The following is a 14,445-nucleotide window of genomic DNA, read 5'->3' as shown; positions in this document are numbered from 1 at the left end:
CAAAATGCGGTAAAATACAGCTTGACAAAGAATGGACAGACTGCGGTGAGGGGCAGGCCATCGGGGAGCTTTCTCCGCGAACAGCCCGGGACTCCAGTCCCGCCCTGCTGCCTGCGGCAGCAGGGTCCCACCCCCAGGACGTTCGCCGGAGAAACTCCCCGCCGTCCTGCCGGATACTGCCGCGTTATAAAGGGAAAACAGAATTATGATCTTAGCCATTGATATAGGCAACACCACCGTCGCCCTTGGGGGCATTCGGGACGGACGTGTATGCTTTGTGGCGCGCATGGACACGGTGCGCACCCGCACGGCTGCAGAATATCGTGCCGAAATGGATAAAATTTTTGCGCATCGACGCCACCCGGAACGGCCCATGCGGTTTGAGGGCGCTGTGCTCACCAGCGTGGTGCCCCAGATCACGGGGGCACTGGCGGAGTGCGCCCGTCATTACACCGGCAGGAAGCCGGTCATCATATCACCGGAGATCCACACGGGCCTGACCATGGGGGTGGATGAACCCCATGCCGTGGGCAAGGACAGGCTGGTGGATGCGGCCTACGCGGCGGCAAATTTCCCGCTGCCGGTGGTCACGGTGGATCTTGGCACTGCCACGACCTTTAATGTGGTGGATGAAAACCGGGTATTCCGGGGCGGTGTCATCTGCCCGGGGCTTTCCACCGGGCTGCGGGCACTGGGCGACCGCTGTGCCCAGCTGCCGCAGGTGCATCTGGGCTCGCCCAGAAGTGCCATTGGCACCAACACTGAAAAATGCATGCTGTCCGGTTCCGTGATGGGCACCGCTGTGCTCATCGACGGCATGGTGCAGCGCATTGAGGAAGAGCTGGGCTGCCCGGCGACATTGGTGGTAACAGGAGGGCTGGCAAAATATGTAACGCCGCTGTGCCGCCATGCGCTGACCTACGACCCGGAGCTGCTGATGAAGGGTCTGGCCCTTTTGTACCAGCTCAACGCGCCGCAGCCGCCGCGTCACAGTGCGGGCGGCGGCAGGCATTATGCCAAGCAGAACCAGCACGGCCACGCAAAACAGCGCTCCTACAGCAAAAAGCGCACCCGCCGCGAGCCGGAAGCACTGGCAGGCTGATGCGGGACGATAGGATAGGGAGAAAAAACAGATGAAATTAGGCATTCTTGGCACGGGAAAGATCGTGCGGGAATTTTTGCCCTGGCTGGTGGAGCACACGCCCTTTGCGGTGCAGGCCATCTGCAGCACCGAGCGCAGCGCCGAGCTGGCCCAAAGCCTTTGCGGCCAGTATGGCGTGCCGCAGCACACCACCAACTTTCTGGAGCTGCTGCAGTGGGTGGATGTGGTGTACATCGCAGTGCCGAACCTGCAGCATGTGCGCTACGCCCGCGTGGCGCTGGAGGCAGGCAAACACGTGATCGTGGAAAAGCCGCTGGCCCCCTCGGCAGCACAGACCGAAGAGCTGGTGGAGCTGGCGCGGCGCAAAAAGGTGTTTCTGTTCGAGGCTGTGACCACCCAGTATCTTGAAAATTACGCAAAGATCCGGGAGCTGCTGCCCCGCATCGGCACCGTAAAGCTGGTACAGTGCAATTTCAGCCAGTATTCCAGCCGGTACGATGCCTTCTGTGCAGGCGATGTACAGCCTGCCTTTGACCCGGCCTGTGCCGGCGGTGCCCTGATGGATCTGGGCGTGTACAATGTGAGCTATATCGTGGGCCTGTTCGGCGAGCCGAATCAGGTAAAATATACCGCCAACATGGAGCGCGGCATCGACACCAGCGGTATCCTGACGATGGATTACAGCGGCTTCAAGGCCGTGAGCATCGCCGCCAAGGACTGCGCGGCCCCGGCCCGGTACATCATTCAGGGCACGAAGGGCTATATCCTGCAAAAATCCACCGCCAACTGCTGCGGCGGCGTCACCTTCCACCCCAACGAGGGCAAGGAGGAGCACTACAATTTGAACGGTGGCAGGCCCCGGCAGGCGGCAGAGTTTGAAGCTTTTGCCCGTGCGCTGGAAAACGGCAATCAGGAGCTGTGCACCCGGATGCAGGATACCACCATCGCGGTCAGCCGTGTGCTGACGGTGGCCCGCCGCAGTGCGGGCATCCGCTTCCCGTGCGACCGCTGACCCCAAAAACAGCCATTTCCATTGGAACACGCCCTGACAAAACGCGCTCCAATCTGTTTGAATATTTACCCAAAACCCGCATAGAGCGGGCAGGTTTGCGCCGTATCCGACGTATCGGGCGGAACGGCAGCAGGAGGAAAACTGAATATGAAAAATACGAAAACTCTTACCCGTGTGGCACTGCTGGTTGCCATTGAGCTGGTCATGAAGATGGTGGGTCTGGGCAGTGTGCCTGTGGGCCCGCTGTACATGAGCTTCCTGACCCTTCCCATCGCAGTGGGCGCCATCACCATGGGCCCGGCGGTGGGTGCGCTGCTGGGCGGCGTGTTCGGCGCAGTGAGCTTCTATGACGCCATCACCGGTGCTTCCGCCATGACCGGTGCACTGTTTCAGGTGAGCCCCGTCAACACCTTTATCCTGTGTGTGGGCATGCGTGTGCTGATGGGCCTGTGCTGCGGCCTGATCTTCAGCGGCCTGAAGCGCTTTGACAAGCCCGGCACCTGGAGCTACATCCTCAGCGCCATGAGCGCACCCTTCCTGAACACGGTGTTCTTCATGGGCTGGATCGTGCTGGCCTTCTACGGCTGCGACTATGTGCAGAATCTGGTATCTGTCAAGGGCGCTGCGAACCCCTTCATGTTCGTGGTGCTGCTGGTCGGCGTGCAGGGCGTGGCCGAGTTCCTTGTCTCCGGCATTCTGGGCGGCATCGTAGCCCGTGCCGTGGCAAAGTTCGTAAAATAAAAGATGTGCCGAATGTCAGGGCGGCGCATTCCGTAAAAATAGTTTTTCAAAGGGACTGCTGTGCATTGCGTGCGGCAGTCTCTTTTTGTACAGATACAGATTTAAATGGCCGCCGCGTTCACTTTGGCCATAATTAGCGGAAATTTTATTCGTGTTTGTCGCAGCCTGCGGAACTTGTCGGGGCAAAGCCCCTCCATCTGCTCACGCAGGGAGCCAGCGACAGCATATGGTGTTCACTGCCCAAGCCCCTTCCCGTGAAAATGGGTTTCAGGAAAGTCCGCAGACTTTCCTGAAACCCGAAATTTAAAATCTTTTTTCCGCTGAAGATGCGCAGAGCAGCGCGGAGCGCATTCAAAATCGTCCCTCTCACGTATTTCCATCTTCCTGCATAGGATGGCGCACAGCGGAAAAGGGGAGGGAACGGCATGGAGACAAAGCGGTTTGCGATCGTGGGCACCGATGCCCGGCAGGCGGCGGCAGGCCGGGCGCTGGAACGGGCGGGCTGTGCGGTGAGCGGAGCCGAACAGGTGGCGCGGGCAGACTGCATCCTGCTGCCGCTCCCGCTGGACGAGAGCCGCACCCCGCTGGCAGAGCTGCTGCGTGCCGCAAAGCCCGGCGCGGTGGCGCTGGGCGGCAGGCTCTCGGCGCAGGCAAAGACCATTGCGCAGCAAGCGGGCGTGGAGCTGGTGGATTACTACGCGCGGCCGGAGCTGGCCATCTACAATGCCATCCCCACGGCGGAAGGGTGCATCGGCATCCTGCTGCGGGAGAGCACCCGCACCCTGTGGAGCGCAAACATCCTGCTGCTGGGCTTTGGCCCGGTGGGGCAGGCGCTGGGGGTACGGCTGGCAGCGCTGGGAGCAGATGTGACTGTCTGTGCCCGGCGTCCGGAACAGCGGGCTCTGGCCGAGAGCCTTGGCCTGCGCGGTGCAGAGCTGGCCCGGCTGGGCGCACTGGCCCCGGCCTTTGACCGGGTGGTGAACACGATCCCTGCGCCGGTGCTGACAGAGCCGGTGCTGACGGCCCTGCGGCCCGGAAGCCTGATCGTGGATCTGGCCTCGAAGCCCGGCGGAACGGATTTTGCGGCAGCGCAGCGGCTGGGCCTCCGTGCCATCCATGCACTGAGCCTGCCGGCGGTCTGCGCGCCGGAAACAGCGGGCGAAGCGGTGGCACGCACGGTGCTGGCCATTTTGCGGGAGCGGGAGGAATGCACATGACCACACAGAAAAGGGGAAGCGCCGCATTTGCGGTGTGCGGCAGCTTCTGCACGCTGGAAACGGCATTGGAAGCAGCGCGGATGCTGACGCTGCAGGGCTGGGATCTGCTGCCCATCATGAGCTTTGCGGCCGGGCAGGACACCCGCTTTGGCACCGGAACGTTCTGGAAGGAACGGCTGGAGGCCCTTACCGGGCACCCGGTGCTGGATACTCTGCAGGCCGTGGAACCGCTGGGCCCCAGACAGATGGCACAGGCGCTGGTCATTGCGCCCTGCACCGGGGCCACGCTGGCACGGCTGGCGGCGGGGCTTTCCGATACGCCGGTGACACTGGCGGCAAAGAGCCTGCTGCGGGTGGGGTGCCCGGTGCTGGTGGGCATTTCCACCAACGATGGGCTGGGGGCGTCGGGGGAGAACATTGCCCGGCTTTTCCAGCGCAAGCATTACTATTTTGTGCCCTACGGGCAGGATGACCCCATTGCCAAGCCCAGCAGCCTGAAGGCGGACTTTGCCCGTCTGCCCGCTGCACTGGACGCTGCGCTGGCCGGGCGGCAGCTGCAGCCCGTTCTACTGCAAAACAACGTCTGAATGGCTTTTCAGCCGGGACAAAATGTGGTATACTGAATTTGATGCTTTGCCGGTGCAGTACGGCCGGGCAGAATAAGCTTCGATGGAGAAAACCAGATGAAAAAACTGACCGCAGCGCTGTGTGCTGTGCTGCTTGTGTTCTGTATGTTCGTGCCGGGGGCTGCGGCGGCTGGCCCTGCCCTTGGTGCCACCCGCGCTTACTGCATCATCGATGCAGACACCGGCCTTGTGCTGGCACAGCAGAATATGAACGAAGAGCTGCACCCGGCGTCCATTACCAAGGTGATGACGCTGGGTCTTGCCTGTGAAAAGGCGCAGGGAAACTGGGAGAATACAAAGCTGACCGTGAGCCACGAGGATGTGTACTCGCTGGCAGGCACCGATTCCAGCCACATCGCTCTGCTTGAAGGCGAAGAAGTCCCCCTGACGGATGCGTTGTATGCCACCCAGATGGCCAGCGCCAACGACGGAGCCAACCTGCTGGCCGAATATTTCGGCGGCGGCACCATCGCGGACGGCGTGGAGAAGATGAACGCAAAGGTGCAGGAACTGGGCCTTGCGCACACCCACTTTTCCAACCCCCACGGCATCAGCGACGAGGACCACTACACCAGCTGCTACGATATGGCGCAGATCCTGCGCTGGGCACTGGAGCAGCCGGGGTTTGAGCAGGTGTTCACCCGCAATGAGATGTACACCATGGACCCCACCAACATCCAGCCCGTGACCCGCTACTTTTCCCAGCAGGACAAGCTGCGCATCGGCTCCAGCCGGTACCATATCACGTCGGTCAAGGGCTCCAAGCTCGGCTATACCAACACGGCCCGCTACAGCTACGCCTGTCTGGCGGAGCAAAACGGCGTCCGGCTCATCTGCGTGACCATGCAGAGCGAGCTGAGCACCGATAAATACAACGATGTCCGCACCCTGCTGGACTACGCCTTCAGCACCTTTACCGGCTACACCGACCTGCCCGCCCGGGGCGTGACCGCGCAGCTGCCGGTGATGGGCGGCGGCGGGAGCCTTGGCACCGTGACCGTCTCCGACCCCGGCGTGCGGCTGCTTCTGGCCGACGGCCTGACCGCGGAGGATGTGGAAGTGGCGCTGGAGCTGCCGGAGACCTATCTGCTGGGCACCGAGCCGGAGGTGTACGCAGTGTACACCGTCAAAGGCGGCACAAAGCAGGAAGAGACCAGCGTCCGGGTGGAAGCCGAAGTGACCGGCCTTGCCCAGCTGCTGGACGGCAGCACCGGCGTAGAGCTGGAAGCGGCCAAAGCGGTAAAGCCCAAAAGCCGGGTGCTGTGGCTGCTGGGCATTTCGCTGGGGTCCACGGCGGCGGCAGCGGCAGTGACCCTTGTGGTGGTGCGGCTGCTGGCAAAGCGGAAAAAGCGCCGGGCCGGCCGCCGGTGATCATGCGCAAAAGCCTGCACAGGAGCAGACTTTTCCAGATAAAATGAGAAGCGGCTTTTATGCGGACGAACACCGCAAAAAAGACCGCTTCCAAAATCGCTTTACAAAAAGAGAGGTACAAAACTATGGGCAAGTTTACGTTTACTCAGACCGAGATCCCCGGTGTTGTGGTCATTGAGCCGCAGGTGTTCGGCGACGACCGCGGTTACTTTATGGAGACCTACCAGAAGGATCAGTTTGCCGAAGCCGGCATCGATAAGGAGTTCGTGCAGGACAACCAGAGCCGCTCCACCCGTGGCGTGCTGCGCGGCCTGCACTTCCAGAAGAACCACACGCAGGGCAAGCTGGTGCGCGTGACCAAGGGTGAGGTGTTCGATGTGGCCGTGGACTGCCGCCCCCACAGCGCCACCTTCGGCAAGTGGGTGGGCGTCACCCTGTCCGAGGAGAACAAGAAGATGTTCTATATCCCGGAGGGCTTTGCACACGGTTTTCTGGTGCTGAGCGATGTGGCAGAGTTCTGCTACAAGTGCACCGATGTCTACGACCCCACCAGCGAGGGCGGCATCCCCTACGATGACCCCACCGTGAACGTGCAGTGGCCGGACTGCGGCTGCGAACACAAGACCAGCGCAAAGGACAAGCTGCACGAGCCCTTTGCTGCACAGAAGTTTGAATATTTTGAAAAGTGGTGATCGCCTGTGGCAAAATTCAAAGCAATGTGGAACGGCTTCTGGTGCTACCGCTACCTGCTGTGGAATCTGGTCAGCCGTGACTTCAAGCTCAAATACCGCCGCAGCGTGCTGGGCGTGGTGTGGAGCGTTCTGAACCCGCTGCTCATGTGCCTTGTGTACTGGGCCGTGTTCAGCAGTCTGATGGACATGCGGGGCAGCGGCATCGACAACTTTGCCGTGTTCCTGATGTGCGGCCAGCTGCTGTTCAACTTCTTCAACGAGGCCACCTCCACCGGCATGAGCAGTGTGCTGGGCGCAGCGCCCCTGCTCAAAAAGGTGTATATCCCCAAGTATATCTTCCCGCTGGAAAAGTGCTGCTTTGCCATGGTGAACTGCGTGTTCAGCTTTGTGGCACTGCTGCTGGTGATGATCTTCACCGGTGCACCCTTCCACCTGACCCTCATCGAGGCGGTCTACCCGCTGGTGACGCTGTTCTTCTTCAGTCTGGGCGTGGGCCTGCTTCTGGCAGCGGCCACCGTGTTCTTCCGGGATATCATGCACATCTGGAGCGTGTTCATCACCGCATTGCTGTATTTTTCCGCCATCTTCTACGATCCCACCCAGATGACCTTTTCCATCGGCGGGTTCAATATGCAGCAGATCATCAAGCTGAACCCCATGTACTGGTACATCACAGGCTTCCGCCGTACCGTGATGTGGGGCATCCCGCTGGATTTCAACATGTTCGCGGTGTGCGGCTGCTGCGCCGTGCTCTCCATGCTGGTGGGCGTGTGGGTGTTCCGCAAAACGCAGGACCGCTTTGTGCTGCATATTTAAGGAGGAAGAACAATGGAACCGATCATCAAAGTGGACAATGTTTCCATGTGCTTCAACCTCTCCAAGGAAAAGCATGAGAGCCTGAAGGAATACTTCCTTGCCATGGTGCAGGGCCGCCTGCAGTACGATGAATTTTACGCCCTCAAGGACGTGAGTCTGGACATCATGCCCGGCGATTTCTACGGCCTTGTGGGTCTGAACGGCTCGGGCAAGTCCACCCTGCTCAAGACCATTGCGGGCGTGTACAAGCCCAGCAAGGGCAAGGTGACGGTCCGCGGCTCCATCGCCCCGCTCATCGAGCTGGGCGCGGGCTTTGATATGGACCTGACCGCCCGCGAGAACATCTACCTGAACGGCACGGTGCTGGGCTTCTCGCCCAAGTATCTGGACGAAAAGTTTGATGAGATCGTGGAGTTCAGCGAGCTGCAGAACTTTCTGGATGTGCCGCTGAAGAACTACTCCTCCGGCATGGTGGCCCGCATCGGCTTTGCCATTGCCACCATCACCAAGCCCGATATCCTCATTGCGGACGAGGTGCTTTCGGTGGGCGATTTCCTGTTCCAGCAGAAGTGCGAAAAGCGGATGCAGGAGCTGATGGCAGGCGGCACCACGGTCATTCTGGTGTCCCACTCCATCGAGCAGATCGAGCGCATGTGCAGCAAGGTGGCATGGCTGAGCCACGGCCACCTGAAAATGAACGGCGATACGGCAACGGTCTGCGCGGCCTACAAGGCAACGCAGCGCGGCGAGGCCTGATATGAATGTACGACTGAAACGAGCCCGAGAGCTGGCAGGCTATGCGGTGCAGCTGACGAGGGACGAGGGCCTGCCCACCATGCTCAAACGGGGCGCGGGCTTTGTCAAGCGCCGCTGCTTTGGCAAGCGTGCCCGCTATCTGCCCGCCAAAAAGGTGCTGGAAGCCCAAAAAGCAGAAATGGCCGGCAAAACGGCGGCAGACTGCGGCCTGCCCACCATCAGCATCCTGACCCCGCTGTATAACACACCGGAAAAATACCTGCGGGAATTTCTGGATTCCTTTGTGAACCAGACGGCTCCCAACGGTCAGCTCTGCCTTGCGGATGCTTCCGATGCAGAACATGCCGATGTGAAGCGCATCGTAGAGGAATATCAGGCAAAATATCAACGCATCGTATACAAAAAGATCGAAAACAAGGGCATTGCGGCCAACACCAACGCTGCGGCAGAGCTTGCCGCAGGGGAATATCTGGCCCTTGCCGACCACGATGATATTCTGGCACCCCATGCCCTGTACACCATGGGCAAAGCCATTCTGCAGCTGCGGCAGCGCGGCGAGCCGGACGGCTTTCTGTACAGCGACGAGGCACTGTTCACCAAGAGCATCCAGCGGCCCATGGTGGCCCACTTCAAGCCGGACTACGCCCCGGACTACCTGCTGTGCTGCAACTACATCTGCCATCTGGCGGTGTTCCGGAAAGCCCTGTGGGACGCCATTGGCGGCGAGCGCCCGGAGTGCGACGGCAGTCAGGATCACGACCTGTTCCTGCGTCTTGCCGAAAAGACCGGCGGCGCGGCCCATGTACCGCAGGTGCTCTACTACTGGCGGGTGCACGCAGGCTCCACCTCCGGCGGCGCGGACGCCAAGCCCTATGTGGCAGCGGCGGCAAAAAAGGCGCTGGCCGACCATCTGGCCCGCACCGGACGCACCGGCACCGTGGAGGACGGCCTGTTCCCCAGCACCTACCGGGTGAAGTGGGACATTGTGGGCGAACCGAAGGTGAGCATCCTCATCCCGAACAAGGACCACACCGACGATCTGGAAAAGTGCCTGCACAGCATCTGGACCAAAACCAGCTGGGAGAACTTTGAGGTCATCGTCATCGAGAACAACTCCACCGACCCGGCCACCTTTACCTATTATAAGGAAGCCCGGCAGCGCTACGACGGCCTGCAGGTGGTCAGCTACCCGAAAAAGGGCTTCAACTTCTCCGGCATCAACAACTTTGGCCGACAGTACGCCAGCGGGGATTACCTGCTGCTGCTGAACAACGACGTGGAGGTGCGCAATGCCGACTGGCTCACCGAGCTGCTGCGGCAGTGCGCCCACCCCGGCGGTGCGGCCATCTGCGGCGCGGAGCTGCTTTACCCGGACGAGACGTTGCAGCATGCGGGCGTCGTGACCGGCCTTGGCGGCTACGCGGGCCACAGCCACAAATACCGCAAGGCGGGCGGCAGCGGCTACATGTTCCGCGCTGCAACGGTGCAGGACTTTTCCGCTGTCACCGGTGCCTGCCTGCTGGTAAAGACCAGCGTGTGGGACGAAGTGGGCGGTCTGGACGAAGCCTTTGCGGTGGCCTTCAACGATGTGGACTTCTGCCTGCGGGTGCGGGATGCAGGCTGCCGCATTGCATGGACACCCTACGCCCGGCTGACCCATTACGAAAGCAAGAGCCGCGGCGGCGACGAAAAAGACCCGGTGAAGGCCCGGCGCTTTGCCGCCGAGCAGCAGCGGCTGTATGCCGTGCACGGCAAGGCGAACATCCTGCACGACCCCTACTATAACCCCAACCTGACCATGGACCGGGAGGATTTTTCCGAAAGCAATGATCTGCGCGGGCTGAAAGAGGGACGCATCACGGTGCAGTGGAGGAAATAACAGCATGAACATCAAAGGCCATTTTGAGACCATCACCCGGCACAAGCTGCTGGTGATGAAATACTGCTTTGCCTGCGGGCTCTATGAGCAGGGCCTTGCCCACGACCTGAGCAAGTACAGCCCTACCGAGTTCATTCCGGGCTGCATCTACTATCAGGGCGACCACAGCCCCAACGAGGCCGAGCGCGCGGCGCGGGGCTACTCCTCCGCGTGGCTGCACCACAAGGGCCGCAACAAGCACCATCTGGAATACTGGATCGACTACAGCACCCGGAAGGCGGGCCTTGCCGGCATGAAGATGCCCCTGCGCTATGTGTGCGAAATGGTGTGCGACCGCGTGGCCGCCAGCCAGATCTATCTGGGCGACAGGTACACGGATGCTTCCCCGTGGGAATACTACGAGCGCAGCAAGACCCACTACCTGCTCCATCCGGAGACCCGCGCCCTGCTGGAAGAGCTGCTGAAGATGGTGCGCGACCTTGGGCATGACCGCACCTTTGAGCACATGAAATACCTGCTGGGCTGCGAAAAAGATTACTAAAAGGAATATTTTGTTTAAAAACACCGCTGAGGGAGACCCGGCGGTGTTTTTTTGTTGAAAAAATCAGGGATTTGAGTACAAAAATGCATTCAAAAAAGTATCCGAAAAGAAAGTGCAGGTGCCAAAAAAGAAAAGATATTTTTCACTGAAAAACCGTGAAAAAAGAGCAGATCAAACAAAAGTTCTTCCATGGAAAAATCTCCGGGGGAGGGTACAATAAAAGCAGGAAGGGAGTCGGAGAACATCCGCTCCGAAACATTCAACGATGGAAGGAGAATTTTGTTATGAAATTGTTCAAGCGCCTGATGACTGCTCTGCTGGCTGGTGTGCTGGCGATGGGGATGCTGGCCGGATGCAGCGGCGCACCGGCTGCCCCGAACACTCCGCTGCCCAATGACGCCGAAGCTCTGGCACTGTATCAGGGCGTCTCGGAAACCTGTAAAAAATATAATGTAAAGACGCCGGTTTACTGTGCTGAACTGGAACCCATCGCGCAGGAGATTGCCAAGGCGGCTGTGATTCACCGGTACTACACCACGCAACCGTCTGCTGCTGTGATCAACAAGGCTAAAATGGATGTGTCTGCTCTGATGGATGGTGCAGAGTATCTGGTGTATGAGTTGAACCCTTATGACACTGCAGCCAAAGCTCCGCTCTCCGTCAATAGCATGAAGAACACGATCATCCAGAAGGGTGCAAACCGTGTGGGTATTGCAATCGTCACCCTGACGAATGCCGATACCAAGGAAGAAGTAAAGTACGAGTGCACCGTGTATGTCCGTTTCCCGGATGCAGCTGCACAGGAATAAACCGGACAGGAGGAAAAAACGATGAAACTGTTTAAAAAACTGATGTCCGCAATGCTGGCCGGTGTGCTGGCGGTAGGGATGCTGGCTGGCTGTTCTGGCGGCAGTGTGAACGGCCCTGTGCCTACCAGTCCCCGCCCGGAAGACCCGGCCGTGCAGGCTGTATATGAAGTGATCGAGCAGAAAACCGCAAAGATGAACTTCGTTTCCGCCCCGGCCTACAGCAAAGAAGCTTCAGCACTGGCAGAAGCATATCTGAACGGCGGCGATAAGACCAAAGCATTTAACGAGCTGAAAGCCGCTCTGGCCCAGCAGGGCCTGCGCATTTCCAATGCACAGGATACCGCTGAAGCATCCAGCCTGAGCAAGTTTTCTGGTCCCGATGCTGTGTGGACCAGCGATCTGGAAGAAACCAACTATAGTTTGAACAAACGCTATACCGATACTATGATTGCGGGCTTGGTGGATTACCGCTGCAACAGCGTGGGCATTGCCGTGAAGGACGGCAAGATGTCGATCGTCTACCTGCGCATTACCGAGATCCCTGCTGAAAACAGCTGACCTCAGCATTTTTGCTTTCCTCATAAGTTCTCCAAGTGCAGCGCCCTGCCGGGCTTTCCCTCCGGCAGGGCGCTGCCGCGTTTTCGATGGTGCGCTTTACTGCAAAAAATACACGACATTATACCGGATGTATTATCCTGCTGCAAGGGCCCAGAAATAAATAAGAATTCTGAAAACACCGCTGAGGGAGACCCGGCGGTGTTTTTTGTATGCCATGAAAAAACAAAAAACCACTCTGGTTGGCTATCACGCGGGACTGCAAAAAATACATGTCATTTTTTGTGGCATCCGCGAATTGACAAAAGGGTACGGGGGGGGGGGTAAACTTAACTCATCCAAGCCGGAGGGGTTCCACTTGGGCGTGTGAAAAAACTCTGATATTCAGGAGGAAATGCAAAATGAAACTGTTCAAGAAACTGGCAGCAGCCGCTCTGGCAGCTGTTCTGGCCCTGTCTATGGTGGGCTGCGGTGCAGGCGGCACGGGCTCGGCACTTGATCTGAAGAACGAAGTGCTGAATCTGGTCGAAGATACATACTACATGAGTGGCAAGACTGCGACCCACACCACTGCCATGGATACGGAAGCGGCTAAGCTCATTGAGAGTGCTGCAAACGCTGGAGCAGAAGAAGGCAATAATAATACGGTGCAAGAACTTCTGCAAAAGTACGACAAGGGCAATTACATTGCGATCTTTGCGCCCCAGCTGCGTACAGAAATGATGCAGAATGCCTACATTCAGAAAATGAACATGGCACTCAGCGCGGTAACCAAGGGCGAGAGTTCTTATGATGAGATGATCGTTAAAATCGGCACTCCTGCAGTTGGTAAGGGCGATTCGATCGAGATGGGTGCAGCTACGGGTACGATCAAGGGCAAGAACTATCTGGTTCTGCTGGTGAAAAAGGCAGCCTGATCGACCGGTTAAAACAGAATACCAACCTGTAAATAGATTTTAGGAGGAACAAGAACATGAAATTGTTCAAAAAACTGGCAGCTGCTGTACTGGCAGCGGTTCTGGCCCTGTCCATGGTGGGCTGCGGCAAGGCAAATAGTGTCAACGCTACCAAGCAGCTCGTGCTGGATCTGATTGCTGATAGTGCAGATCAGAATGATGCAGAGATCAACAACACTGCTGCAATGGACGGCATTGCACAGAACCTGCTGAATAAGGCAGCGGAGCTTTATGGCTCTGAGGGATATGCGGGTAAGCCTGTGGTCACTCTGCTGGATGCTGCCAGCAAGACAGAAGGTATGGGCTTTGAAGCAGGCAAAACCTATCAGGTCAGCTGCGCAGAGGATTATCAGTTCAAGAGCAGTCTGATACCGAATGCTACTAAGCAGCAACTCTTCTTTATGAATCTGCAGTGGAACAGCTTTACTGTGAACAGTTCAGACCCTGTGAAAAATGTAAAGAAAGCAGATGTCGGCGTTGCTGTTGGTAAAATTGGCGACAAGACCTATGCGGTTGTGGTCATGGTGCCCACAGAGACCGCTGCGGCCCCTGGCACCACCAAAGACTAAGCAAAAACCAAACTTTAAAGCATAACAAAAAGGCGCTGGCTCCGGCCAGCGCCTTTTCTGTGTCAGCGGTGCACTTTACTGCCAAAAAGTGCGCCGCTTTTTTGTGGCATCCGCGAATTGACAAAAGGGTACAGGGGGGGGGTAAACTTAGTGCATCCAAGCCGGAGGGGTTCCGCTTGGGTGTGAAAAAACTCTGATAATCAGGAGGAAATGCAAAATGAAACTGTTCAAGAAACTGGCAGCAGCCGCTCTGGCAGCTGTTCTGGCCCTGTCTATGGTGGGCTGCGGTAAAGCAGAGGTTGGTGCTGCTTACAAGACCGAACTGACCAACATGCTGAAGGACAGCCTGTATGGCACAGAGGCTACTGTTGAAAATACGACAGAGCTGGACAACGCAGCTCAGGTGCTGCTGGCAAATGCACAGACCGAATATGGTAAGCTTACTGCCGAGCAGCAGAAGAATTTTGATGAGAGTCAGATCATCGATTGGCTGACCGCTCCGAATGCTGTGGAAAAGGCAACTGGCCTGCAGGGCAAGTATTGCTTTGTGTCCTTTGTTGAGAACCCGAATCTTGTGAGCAACCTTGGCAGTCAGTTTAAGTATTATATGATGATGGAGAGCCTGACACCTGGTTATGATAGAAACGGTCAGATTCAGTTGAAGTCTAATCAGGCTATTGTTAACAGTGAGGCTAAGAAAAACGATACGAAGGATGCCAAGGTTGGCTTTGCAAGCGGCAAACTCGGTGACAAGACCTATGTTGTTATGGTCATGTTCTGATTTTTTGCCAAAGGGATAAACT

Annotated in this window: 16 protein-coding genes; all 16 read left to right on the top strand. The window is 58.1% G+C overall.

Features of this window, described 5'->3' with window-relative positions; genetic code table 11:
• The first annotated feature begins 205 nt into the window (after positions 1–205).
• Entirely contained in the window at positions 206–1,102 is an 897-nt protein-coding gene (locus ACNSPV_RS04425; RefSeq protein ID WP_249237925.1) for a type III pantothenate kinase, read from the top strand.
• A gap of 31 nt (positions 1,103–1,133) precedes the next feature.
• Positions 1,134–2,114, top strand: a complete 981-nt coding sequence (locus tag ACNSPV_RS04420; protein WP_348584462.1) for a Gfo/Idh/MocA family oxidoreductase — start codon at positions 1,134–1,136, stop codon at positions 2,112–2,114.
• A gap of 147 nt (positions 2,115–2,261) precedes the next feature.
• Positions 2,262–2,855, top strand: a complete 594-nt coding sequence (locus ACNSPV_RS04415) for an ECF transporter S component (RefSeq protein ID WP_005943857.1) — start codon at positions 2,262–2,264, stop codon at positions 2,853–2,855.
• A gap of 425 nt (positions 2,856–3,280) precedes the next feature.
• Positions 3,281–4,072 (top strand): NAD(P)-binding domain-containing protein, encoded by a 792-nt coding sequence (locus ACNSPV_RS04410; protein ID WP_348584463.1) that lies wholly within the window; start codon positions 3,281–3,283, stop codon positions 4,070–4,072.
• Complete coding sequence (locus ACNSPV_RS04405) at positions 4,069–4,659, top strand: dipicolinate synthase subunit B (RefSeq protein ID WP_348584466.1); 591 nt, start codon at positions 4,069–4,071, stop codon at positions 4,657–4,659. The genes ACNSPV_RS04410 and ACNSPV_RS04405 overlap by 4 nt, the downstream gene beginning before the upstream one ends.
• Before the next feature lie 96 nt (positions 4,660–4,755).
• Positions 4,756–6,069, top strand: coding sequence for a D-alanyl-D-alanine carboxypeptidase family protein (locus ACNSPV_RS04400; protein ID WP_348584468.1), 1,314 nt, complete (start codon positions 4,756–4,758; stop codon positions 6,067–6,069).
• Positions 6,070–6,194: 125 nt separating this feature from the next.
• Positions 6,195–6,761: a dTDP-4-dehydrorhamnose 3,5-epimerase gene (gene rfbC / locus ACNSPV_RS04395; RefSeq protein ID WP_044953950.1), complete on the top strand. Its 567-nt coding sequence runs from the start codon at positions 6,195–6,197 to the stop codon at positions 6,759–6,761.
• Positions 6,762–6,767: 6 nt separating this feature from the next.
• Positions 6,768–7,577: an ABC transporter permease gene (locus tag ACNSPV_RS04390; RefSeq protein WP_223388262.1), complete on the top strand. Its 810-nt coding sequence runs from the start codon at positions 6,768–6,770 to the stop codon at positions 7,575–7,577.
• A gap of 12 nt (positions 7,578–7,589) precedes the next feature.
• Positions 7,590–8,333 (top strand): ABC transporter ATP-binding protein, encoded by a 744-nt coding sequence (locus ACNSPV_RS04385; RefSeq protein ID WP_005943870.1) that lies wholly within the window; start codon positions 7,590–7,592, stop codon positions 8,331–8,333.
• Between the two features lies 1 nt (position 8,334).
• Positions 8,335–10,212, top strand: a complete 1,878-nt coding sequence (locus ACNSPV_RS04380) for a glycosyltransferase family 2 protein (RefSeq protein ID WP_348584472.1) — start codon at positions 8,335–8,337, stop codon at positions 10,210–10,212.
• Between the two features lie 4 nt (positions 10,213–10,216).
• Positions 10,217–10,753 (top strand): DUF5662 family protein, encoded by a 537-nt coding sequence (locus ACNSPV_RS04375; protein WP_249235440.1) that lies wholly within the window; start codon positions 10,217–10,219, stop codon positions 10,751–10,753.
• Positions 10,754–11,037: 284 nt separating this feature from the next.
• Entirely contained in the window at positions 11,038–11,562 is a 525-nt protein-coding gene (locus ACNSPV_RS04370; RefSeq protein ID WP_249235441.1) for a hypothetical protein, read from the top strand.
• 21 nt (positions 11,563–11,583) lie between these two features.
• Positions 11,584–12,120, top strand: coding sequence for a hypothetical protein (locus ACNSPV_RS04365; protein ID WP_249235442.1), 537 nt, complete (start codon positions 11,584–11,586; stop codon positions 12,118–12,120).
• A gap of 398 nt (positions 12,121–12,518) precedes the next feature.
• Entirely contained in the window at positions 12,519–13,034 is a 516-nt protein-coding gene (locus ACNSPV_RS04360) for a hypothetical protein (protein WP_339395415.1), read from the top strand.
• Between the two features lie 56 nt (positions 13,035–13,090).
• A complete protein-coding gene (locus ACNSPV_RS04355) occupies positions 13,091–13,642 on the top strand; it encodes a hypothetical protein (RefSeq protein WP_339395416.1) in 552 nt (183 codons plus the stop codon).
• Positions 13,643–13,859: 217 nt separating this feature from the next.
• A complete protein-coding gene (locus tag ACNSPV_RS04350) occupies positions 13,860–14,423 on the top strand; it encodes a hypothetical protein (RefSeq protein WP_348584475.1) in 564 nt (187 codons plus the stop codon).
• Positions 14,424–14,445 lie beyond the last annotated feature (22 nt).

The sequence above is a fragment of the Faecalibacterium sp. 3 genome, assembly GCF_048323735.1.
Classification (GTDB): domain Bacteria; phylum Bacillota; class Clostridia; order Oscillospirales; family Ruminococcaceae; genus Faecalibacterium; species Faecalibacterium wellingii.
Note: the sequence above shows the minus strand (reverse complement) of the source record. Positions and strands in the feature narration are given on the sequence as shown.

Excerpts from the sequence above, each read along its gene's own strand:
- ACNSPV_RS04425 (WP_249237925.1), top strand. The coding sequence starts at position 206 with ATGATCTTAGCCATTGATATAGGCAACACCACCGTCGCCCTTGGGGGC.
- ACNSPV_RS04420 (WP_348584462.1), top strand. The coding sequence starts at position 1,134 with ATGAAATTAGGCATTCTTGGCACGGGAAAGATCGTGCGGGAATTTTTG.
- ACNSPV_RS04415 (WP_005943857.1), top strand. The coding sequence starts at position 2,262 with ATGAAAAATACGAAAACTCTTACCCGTGTGGCACTGCTGGTTGCCATT.
- ACNSPV_RS04410 (WP_348584463.1), top strand. The coding sequence starts at position 3,281 with ATGGAGACAAAGCGGTTTGCGATCGTGGGCACCGATGCCCGGCAGGCG.
- ACNSPV_RS04405 (WP_348584466.1), top strand. The coding sequence starts at position 4,069 with ATGACCACACAGAAAAGGGGAAGCGCCGCATTTGCGGTGTGCGGCAGC.
- ACNSPV_RS04400 (WP_348584468.1), top strand. The coding sequence starts at position 4,756 with ATGAAAAAACTGACCGCAGCGCTGTGTGCTGTGCTGCTTGTGTTCTGT.
- rfbC (WP_044953950.1), top strand. The coding sequence starts at position 6,195 with ATGGGCAAGTTTACGTTTACTCAGACCGAGATCCCCGGTGTTGTGGTC.
- ACNSPV_RS04385 (WP_005943870.1), top strand. The coding sequence starts at position 7,590 with ATGGAACCGATCATCAAAGTGGACAATGTTTCCATGTGCTTCAACCTC.
- ACNSPV_RS04380 (WP_348584472.1), top strand. The coding sequence starts at position 8,335 with ATGAATGTACGACTGAAACGAGCCCGAGAGCTGGCAGGCTATGCGGTG.
- ACNSPV_RS04375 (WP_249235440.1), top strand. The coding sequence starts at position 10,217 with ATGAACATCAAAGGCCATTTTGAGACCATCACCCGGCACAAGCTGCTG.
- ACNSPV_RS04370 (WP_249235441.1), top strand. The coding sequence starts at position 11,038 with ATGAAATTGTTCAAGCGCCTGATGACTGCTCTGCTGGCTGGTGTGCTG.
- ACNSPV_RS04365 (WP_249235442.1), top strand. The coding sequence starts at position 11,584 with ATGAAACTGTTTAAAAAACTGATGTCCGCAATGCTGGCCGGTGTGCTG.
- ACNSPV_RS04360 (WP_339395415.1), top strand. The coding sequence starts at position 12,519 with ATGAAACTGTTCAAGAAACTGGCAGCAGCCGCTCTGGCAGCTGTTCTG.
- ACNSPV_RS04355 (WP_339395416.1), top strand. The coding sequence starts at position 13,091 with ATGAAATTGTTCAAAAAACTGGCAGCTGCTGTACTGGCAGCGGTTCTG.
- ACNSPV_RS04350 (WP_348584475.1), top strand. The coding sequence starts at position 13,860 with ATGAAACTGTTCAAGAAACTGGCAGCAGCCGCTCTGGCAGCTGTTCTG.